Source organism: Phenylobacterium sp. (assembly GCF_020402505.1).
Classification (GTDB): domain Bacteria; phylum Pseudomonadota; class Alphaproteobacteria; order Caulobacterales; family Caulobacteraceae; genus Phenylobacterium.
In genome coordinates, this window is sequence record NZ_JADBZL010000044.1 from 1 (window position 1) to 7,119 (window position 7,119).

At 69.8% G+C, this 7,119-nt stretch carries 8 protein-coding genes and 1 tRNA gene; 2 read left to right on the forward strand and 7 right to left on the reverse strand.

The features are described from left to right. The 4 genes from IM632_RS03720 to IM632_RS03735 form a co-directional block, all read right to left on the reverse strand. On the reverse strand, positions 1 to 560 hold a 560-nt coding region (locus IM632_RS03720; RefSeq protein WP_296552018.1), incomplete at its 3' end, for an ABC transporter permease. Next, positions 557 to 1,246: an ABC transporter ATP-binding protein gene (locus IM632_RS03725; RefSeq protein WP_296552019.1), complete on the reverse strand. Its 690-nt coding sequence runs from the start codon at positions 1,244 to 1,246 to the stop codon at positions 557 to 559. The genes IM632_RS03720 and IM632_RS03725, both read right to left, overlap by 4 nt. Positions 1,247 to 1,252: 6 nt before the next feature. Beyond that, positions 1,253 to 2,740: an efflux RND transporter periplasmic adaptor subunit gene (locus IM632_RS03730; protein ID WP_296480869.1), complete on the reverse strand. Its 1,488-nt coding sequence runs from the start codon at positions 2,738 to 2,740 to the stop codon at positions 1,253 to 1,255. Between the two features lie 15 nt (positions 2,741 to 2,755). Further along, positions 2,756 to 3,556 carry a pseudouridine synthase gene (locus IM632_RS03735; protein WP_296480875.1) on the reverse strand — a complete coding sequence of 267 codons (801 nt, stop codon included), beginning with the start codon at positions 3,554 to 3,556 and terminating at the stop codon, positions 2,756 to 2,758. 121 nt (positions 3,557 to 3,677) lie between these two features. On the opposite strand from IM632_RS03735, the gene IM632_RS03740 reads away from it, so the two are divergent. After that, positions 3,678 to 4,253, forward strand: coding sequence for a hypothetical protein (locus IM632_RS03740; RefSeq protein WP_296480865.1), 576 nt, complete (start codon positions 3,678 to 3,680; stop codon positions 4,251 to 4,253). A gap of 11 nt (positions 4,254 to 4,264) precedes the next feature. Here the strand turns inward: IM632_RS03740 and IM632_RS03745 are convergent, their stop codons facing one another. The 3 genes from IM632_RS03745 to IM632_RS03755 all read right to left on the reverse strand — a co-directional run bounded on the left by IM632_RS03745 (position 4,265) and on the right by IM632_RS03755 (position 6,228). After that, complete coding sequence (locus tag IM632_RS03745; RefSeq protein WP_296480862.1) at positions 4,265 to 4,993, reverse strand: class I SAM-dependent methyltransferase; 729 nt, start codon at positions 4,991 to 4,993, stop codon at positions 4,265 to 4,267. A 49-nt stretch (positions 4,994 to 5,042) separates the two neighbouring features. Further along, positions 5,043 to 5,118: transfer RNA gene (locus IM632_RS03750), tRNA-Asn, on the reverse strand. Between the two features lie 69 nt (positions 5,119 to 5,187). Then, the gene (locus tag IM632_RS03755) at positions 5,188 to 6,228 is read right to left on the reverse strand and encodes a hypothetical protein (RefSeq protein WP_296480859.1); all 1,041 of its coding nucleotides are present in this window, start codon (positions 6,226 to 6,228) and stop codon (positions 5,188 to 5,190) included. A gap of 193 nt (positions 6,229 to 6,421) precedes the next feature. Between IM632_RS03755 and IM632_RS03760 the strand changes: the two genes are divergently transcribed. After that, the coding region (locus IM632_RS03760) for a Mur ligase domain-containing protein (protein ID WP_296552020.1) at positions 6,422 to 7,119 on the forward strand (698 nt) is incomplete at its 3' end.

Sequence of the window (7,119 nt, forward strand, 5' to 3'; positions counted from 1 at the left end):
AAGGGCGCCCCCCGGATTCGGATCCGCTTGCCGATCGGATCGGCCTCGCCCCAGAGCTGAGTGACCACCGTGGGGCCAAGAACGGCCACCTTGCGGCCCTGCCGGGCGTCCCGGTCGTCGAACATGCGCCCCGAGGCGACCGTCAGGTCCCGGGCCTCGAGATATTCGGGGGTCACGCCGACGATCGAGGTGTTCCAGTTGGCGCCGTCCGCCGTGACCTGGGCCATTCCGGTGACCGAGGGCGCCACCGCCGCGGCCCCTTGGACCTGGCGTTGGATGGCGACAGTGTCAGCGTCAGACAGGCTCTGGCCGGACCCCGCTCCGCCCATGACCCCGCCCGCCGTCCGGGGCTGGAGGGGGGTGACGATGATGAGGTTTGAGCCCAGGCCGGAAATCGTGTCCGTGACCCGCTTCTGCGCACCCAGGCCGATGGAGGTCATCATGACCACGGCGGCGACGCCGATGACCACCCCCAAAGAGGTGAGGCCCGAGCGGAGCGGATGGGCGATGATGGCGCCGGCGGCGAAGCGAACGATCTCGGCGGGGCTGGCGCCGCTCACGACCGCACATCCTCGGTCACCCGGCCGTCCCGGAAGGCGATCCGGCGGCGCGCGGCGTCGGCGACCCCCCGGTCGTGCGTGACGAGGACGACCGTCAGCCCCTCGGTATTGAGTTTCTGGAAGAGGCCCAGCACTTCCACCCCCGTAGCGCTGTCGAGGGCGCCGGTGGGCTCGTCGGCCAGCAGGAGGTCCGGCTGGTTCGCCAGCGAGCGGGCGATGGCGACGCGTTGCTGCTGGCCGCCCGACAGCTGGTTGGGCCGGTGTCGCATGCGGGACCCCAGGCCCACCCTCTCCAGAAGCTCGGCTGCGCGCTCCCTGCGGGCCCGGGGCGAGGCGCCGGCGTAGACCATGGGCAGCTCGACATTCTGCAAGGCGGAGAGTCGGGGAAGCAGCTGGAAGGACTGGAAGACAAAGCCGATCCGGCGGTTCCGGAAGTCGGCCAGCTGGTCATCCGAGAAACGCGCCACCTCTTCCCCCTCGAACCGGTAGCGGCCCCGGCTGGGCCGGTCGAGCCCGCCGAGAATGTTCATGAGGGTCGACTTCCCCGATCCGGATGGCCCGATGATCGCGATGCTCTCGCCGCGGGCGATCGAAAGGCTGACCCCGTCGAGGGCGGTGACGGTTTCCTCGCCCATGACGTAGGTCTTTGTCAGATCCTCGATCCGGATCATCGCGGGCTCGGCCATGTCCGGTCAGTTCACGACGACGCGCATTCTGGCCTTGGGGCCACCGCCCAGGATCACGGCTTCACCCGCCTTGAGCGCGCCCCTCACCTCGGTCATCGAACCGTCGCTCGGCCCGACCCGCAGGACGACGGGCTCAGGTCCTTCCGGTCCCGGCCGGTAGACCACCCCGGCCACGAATCCGTCAGGGTCCGGGCCGACGTCGAAGGCCAGCGGGCGCAGGACCTTCAGCCTGGCCTTCTGGGCCGGGGTCAGGGTCGCTTCCAGCCGGCCCAGGCCGCGGTCCACGGCGACGGCGACGGCCCTGCGGCCTGCCTCGCGATCTGCGCCGGCTCCCGCGGCGGCGGTGGCCTGCACCCGAAGGTCCGCCTGGATGTCGGACCAGGCCTTCTTCTGCTTGGGATCGAGCCCGAGCTGGCCAACCACCTTCTGCACCGGGACGGAGCCCGGATAGGCGGGGCCGGAGTCATTGCGGATCGGCGTGCCCGGCGGGCCTCGGGGGGCGGCCTGGACCTGGGCCGGCGGCGCCCACCTCAGGGCGGCCACCGGAACCTTGAGCACGCCGTCCCGGCGCTGGATCACGATGTCCGCGTTCGCGGTCATGCCAGGCAGAAGGCGGCCGCCGGTATTCGCCGCCTCGGCCATGACCGTGTAGGCCACGACATTCTGCTCGGTCACGGGCTGCTTGCGGACCTGGGTCACGATCCCCTCGAACATCTGGTCCGGGAAGGCGTCCACGGAGAACGTCACCACCTGGCCTTCCTTCACGCCGCCGATGTCGGCCTCGTCGACGGAGATCTTCACCTTCACCCGGTCGAAGTCCCGGGCGATGCGGAACAGGACCGGGGCCTGGAAGCTGGCGGCGACCGTCTGGCCCGGCTCTATGGCCCGCAGGACCACCACCCCATCGATGGGCGAAACGATGCGTGTCCGCGAAAGGTCCACCTCTGTGGTCCGCAGGCTGGCGCGGCTCTGCTGCACCCTGGCGCGGGCGGCCTCCAGGGCGGCGGCGCTGGTCCGGGCCTGCGCCTCGGCCGCCTCAAGGGCCGCCGGGGAATAGTAGCCCTGGGCCGCCAGGGACTTGCGTCGGGCCAGTTCCTGGCGGGCCTGCTGGGCCTGGGCGTCGGCCTGCTTCACGGCGGCCTCGCCAGCGGCGACGTCGGCCTGTCCGAGCCGGAGCCGGGACTGGTAGGTCTGGGGGTCGAGTTCGGCCAGGACCTGGCCCGCCTTCACCCGATCATTGAAGTCCACCATGATCGCCTGGATCTGGCCCGAGATCTGCGATCCGACCTCCACTGTGACCATGGCCTCGACGACCCCGGAGGCCGACACCGTCTGAACGAGGGCTCCGGATTCCACCTGCCCGGTCCGGTAGGGCGGCGCCTCCGGCTCGGACCGGCAGCTGCGGAACGCAAAGCCCACCAGGCCCAGAAGGACCAGCCCGCCGAGGATGAGGGCCGCTCGGCGGCGCCAGTTCGGTCGGGTGGTTGAGGTCATGGCGCGCCGTCCCCGTCAGGTCACTTCGGGATATGGGCCGGATCCGGGACCTAGGGAAGGGTCGCCCGCCGCCAGCAGGTCCCGCCGCTCCGTCACCGTGAGGCGCCGCCAGCGACCTTCCGGCAGTCCGTCAAGAGACAGCGGCCCGATGCGGGTCCTCTGCAGGTCGGTCACGCGCAGGCCCACCAGCTCGCACATTCGCCGGATCTGCCGGTTGCGGCCCTCGGTCAGGATGAAGCGGAGACGGTCCTCGCCTTTGCGAAAGACCCCCGCAGGTTTGAGCGGTCGTCCATCCAGCGAAAGGCCGTGGCGAAGCCGGGCGATCCGGTCCGGCGTCAGGGCGCCGTCGACCCGCACCTGGTACTCCTTCTTCAGGCTCGACGCGGGCGAGATGATGGCCCTCGCCACCACCCCGTCGGAGCTGAGGACCAGCAGGCCCCGGGACTCGCGGTCGAGTCGGCCCGCCGGCGGGAGGCTGAGGTCGTCAGGGGGAGGGGGCTCTCCGCCCTGGGCGCGTTCGCCGGTGAGGAGACTGCGGGCCTCGGATTGTCCCGGTTCCGGATGGGCGCTGACCAGGCCCGGTGGCTTGTTGACCAGGATGGTCACGGCCTCTGCAGCCACCTCGCCGTCCTGGACTTCGAGGGTCTGTCCCGGAAGAATCTTGCGACCCGGGTCCGCGACTTCGGCCCCGTCGATCCGCACCCGGCCCGCCGCGATCAGCGCCTCGGCCTCCCGCCGGGAGCAGACGCCCCTGTGCGCCAGCCAGCGGTTCACCCGCTCGGGCGCCTCACCGTCGAAGACCGCCGTCCAGGCCATCAGGACCCCCGTTTCCAACCTCCTTCCCTGACCACAGACGGCGGGTGGAGGGAAGCGTGCGGATGACCTAACCTCTCAGCGACCGGGCGGTCTCACCGCCCGGGGAGGAGAGGAGCTGGTCATGACCCCCTGGCGGGATCGGGCGCTTGGAATGCCGGCGCCCCTGCAGTTGCTGCACGGCGACCACGCGACGCCCCGGGAACTCGCGTGGGTCTACATGGGCGCCTTGGCCTTCACCGGAGGCTTCCTTGTCGCTTTCCGCCAGGATACAGCCCCACTGGATCCCCTCAGGCTCGGCGTCCTGGTCCTCGCCGCGCTCGATCTGGCCGGGGGCGCGATCGCTAACCTGTCCCCGGGAACCCGGGCCTACTGGCGTTCAAGGCCCGCCAGCCTGCGGATGACCTTCCTTGCGGTCCATGGGGTCCATGCGGCGGCCGTGGCCTTCGTCTTTTCTGGCTCAGGTCCGGCGGCGCTTCTGGCCTGGGGCTGGGTGTTGGGCGCTGGCGCCTTCCTCATCCTGTCCAGGGGTGCGGCCCGGGGCGACGCCTCCGCCATGGCGCTGGCCCTCGCAGGGGTGGCGGCTGTCCACCTGGCGCCGGGCCTGTCCCCGGCGGCGGGTCTGTTGCTCGTGGTCTTGATCATCAAGCTGGTCTTCAGCTTCGGTGCAGGCGGTCGCGCCTCCGGGACGGACTCCTAGTCGCCGCTCTCTCAGGTCCGGGTCCCAATGAAGAGGAACCGCGGCGTGCGGTCCTCGTCCGTCTGCTCCACCAGGGTCTCCACCGTGAATCCCTCCGCCTCAAGCCAACGCGCCCAGTCGGTGCGGGCGAAGACGCCGACATGGTGGGTCTCGCCAGCGGTCGTCACCTGGCCGTCTGCGTCCTTCAGGAGAAAGGCGTAGTGGACGGCCGTGGTCCCGTCCGCCGCCAGTTCGCCGCACCACTCCAGAGCCCGGGCGGACCTTCCATCCGGCGCCTCGCCGCCAAACAGATCGGACGCGCCGGGTTCGAAGGTCTCAAGGACCTCGTCAGGAATGAACATGGCCAGCCCGCCGGGCGCGAGGTGGCGACGGGCGGTGGCGAAGGCGGCCCGCAGGTCGGCCTCCGAGGTCATGTAGGCGATGGCGTCGTGGGCAAGGACGATGTCGAAGCGCCGGTCGAGGTCCAGGGTGCGCATGTCGCCCCGGATATGGCGGCAGCCGGGGTTCAGGCGCCGGGAGACCTCCAGCATGGCGGGGCTGAGGTCGGTCAGGGTGCAGTCGAAATCCGCCTTCAGGTGGAAGGCGACATGTCCGCCGCCGCTGCCCAGCTCCAGCAGGGTCCGCGCCTCGGGCCGGAGGGCCTTCAGGACCCGGCGGATTTCCGCGCACTCTCCGGTATAGTCGGAAAGGGGGGAGATCACGGGCCACCAGTCGGCGAGATTATCGTAGAAGACTTCCATGGCGCCACCTGACACGACCGCCCGCAAGGCGGAAAGGGATGGAAGAGGATGGCTCCCCGAGCAGGACTCGAACCTGCGACAAGTCGGTTAACAGCCGACTGCTCTACCAGCTGAGCTATCGGGGATCACCTGGAAGGACCGCGGCTATAGACCGCGCCGCCCACCCGCGCAAGCGGGTCCGTCGCCCTGGGGCCTCAGTAGCCGGCGGCCTTGCCGTTGGGCTGGCCGTCGATGATCTGGTCCAGGTATTCCGAAAGGCCGTAGCCCACCAGGTCGCCGCACCGGTACTCGGTCATGCCCTCGGTGATCCGGGTCTGCAGTTCGACCCCGTCGGGGGTCGTCCGCCGGTTGCGGAGCGGTATCAGCGACATGACCCGGCCCGTCACGGAATAGGTCTTGCCGGCCTCGGTCTTCACCTCGGCGCGCAGCTGGGTCTGGTAGCCGTGCGCGTCCCAGTCGCTCTCGATCCGGCATTCCTTGATGAGGTCGTAGATCCCGTCGCGGAAGACCATGCCGCCCTGCCGGGCGCCGCCCTTTCCGTCGCCGATGACCGACAGCATCATCCCGAAGTCACGGCCGAAGTTCATCGGGCACCACCGGTACCAGTCGATGGCCTGCCAGTGGCGCGGGCCCCAGGACTTGTCCCTCAGGCCATGGCCGTTGATCTCGAAGATCTCGTCGCCCACGGTGAACCTGCCGCTGGCCGCGCAGTGCTGCTCGTAGTGGGCCTTGGCGAAGGATTTCTCGGGGTCGATCTCGATCGGGGTCCCGTCCTCGCGGACGGTCTCGCCGCCGTACATGGGCGAAACGCCCTCGTAGTCGAGTTCCACCGTGCAGGGGACCGACGGGTTCTCGCGGAAGGCGCGCTTGGGATCGGCCATCTCGTAGGGACGTTCGAGGAGCAGGGCCTTGCCCGAATAGGTCACCCGCAGGCGCTTGAAGGGCTCGACCACCTCGACCTTCAGGCCGCCGGCGTTCATCTCGGTGTTCCCCTCGATGGTTGGCCGGCCGAACATGAAGGCGACCCGTCCGTCCGGCAGGTAGAGGCAGACCGTCATCTCGGCGTAGTGCTCGTTCGGCCGGTTGCCGATCCGGAACCAGCCCCCCGCCTTCCGGGCCGGGTCGAACACGTTGAAGTACATGCTTTCGTTGTAGTTCTTGAAGGTCCCCGGATCGTGCGGGAACTCGTCCTGCGGCTCCAGGCGGGTCTTGAAGCCGGCTGCGGCCCTGGCCATGGCTGTCCTCCCATCGGTCTTTCGGGGCACTACACCACCTCGACGGGGACTCTCCAAGGCCCGAAAAAAGGACGCCCGGCCGAAGCCGGGCGCAAGGTGATGGTGGTGATGGGATGTCTTCGAAGAAGACGGGTACAGGCTCACCCGGTATGGTTAATCGCCCCTTAACGTCCCCGGCTTCAGGGAAGGCTGCATGAATATCCACTTCACCGGAATCGCCGGGGCGGGCATGGCCGCTGTCGCCCAGATGATGCAGGACGCCGGCCACGCGGTCTCGGGCTCCGACCACGACGTCTTCCCGCCCATGTCCACCTTCGTTGAGGGACTGGGCTTGCCGGTCGCCTGGCGCCTGGACGCCGCCAACCTGCCCGCGGACCTGGATGTCCTTGTCCAGGGCGCCAGCGCCAAGCTGGGGGGCGACGACAATGTCGAGGCCCGCGCCGCCCGGGAGCGGGGCGTCAGGGTCACGACCTTCCCCGAACTGGTGGGCGAGGCGACCCGGAACCGCATCAACACCGTGGTGGCCGGCAGCTTCGGCAAGTCTACCTGCGCGGCCCTGGCGGCCTACGTCCTGAGGTCCTGCGGGGTCGACGCCGGGTGGCTGGTGGGCGCCATCTCGCCCTCCCTGCCGGCGACCGGGCGCTGGGGCCGCTCGCCGGAGATGATCCTGGAGGGCGACGAGTACATCGTCGGGCCGAACGACCGCCGGTCCAAGTTCGCCCTCTACCACCCCCGGCGGCTGCTCCTGACCTCTCTGGTGCATGACCACGTCAACGTCTTTCCGACCTTCGCCGAGTATGAGGCGCCCTTCCGGCGGCTCCTCCGCAGCCTGCCGTCAGAGGGGCTCGCCGTGCTGCGCGACCACCCCGCCGTGCGCGAGGTCGCCGGCGA

What these genes read in the sequence shown, in the direction of transcription:
- IM632_RS03725 (WP_296552019.1), bottom strand. Translation starts at nt 1,246, where the DNA reads ATGGCCGAGCCCGCGATGATCCGGATCGAGGATCTGACAAAGACCTAC.
- IM632_RS03730 (WP_296480869.1), bottom strand. Translation starts at nt 2,740, where the DNA reads ATGACCTCAACCACCCGACCGAACTGGCGCCGCCGAGCGGCCCTCATC.
- IM632_RS03735 (WP_296480875.1), bottom strand. Translation starts at nt 3,556, where the DNA reads ATGGCCTGGACGGCGGTCTTCGACGGTGAGGCGCCCGAGCGGGTGAAC.
- IM632_RS03740 (WP_296480865.1), top strand. Translation starts at nt 3,678, where the DNA reads ATGACCCCCTGGCGGGATCGGGCGCTTGGAATGCCGGCGCCCCTGCAG.
- IM632_RS03745 (WP_296480862.1), bottom strand. Translation starts at nt 4,993, where the DNA reads ATGGAAGTCTTCTACGATAATCTCGCCGACTGGTGGCCCGTGATCTCC.
- IM632_RS03755 (WP_296480859.1), bottom strand. Translation starts at nt 6,228, where the DNA reads ATGGCCAGGGCCGCAGCCGGCTTCAAGACCCGCCTGGAGCCGCAGGAC.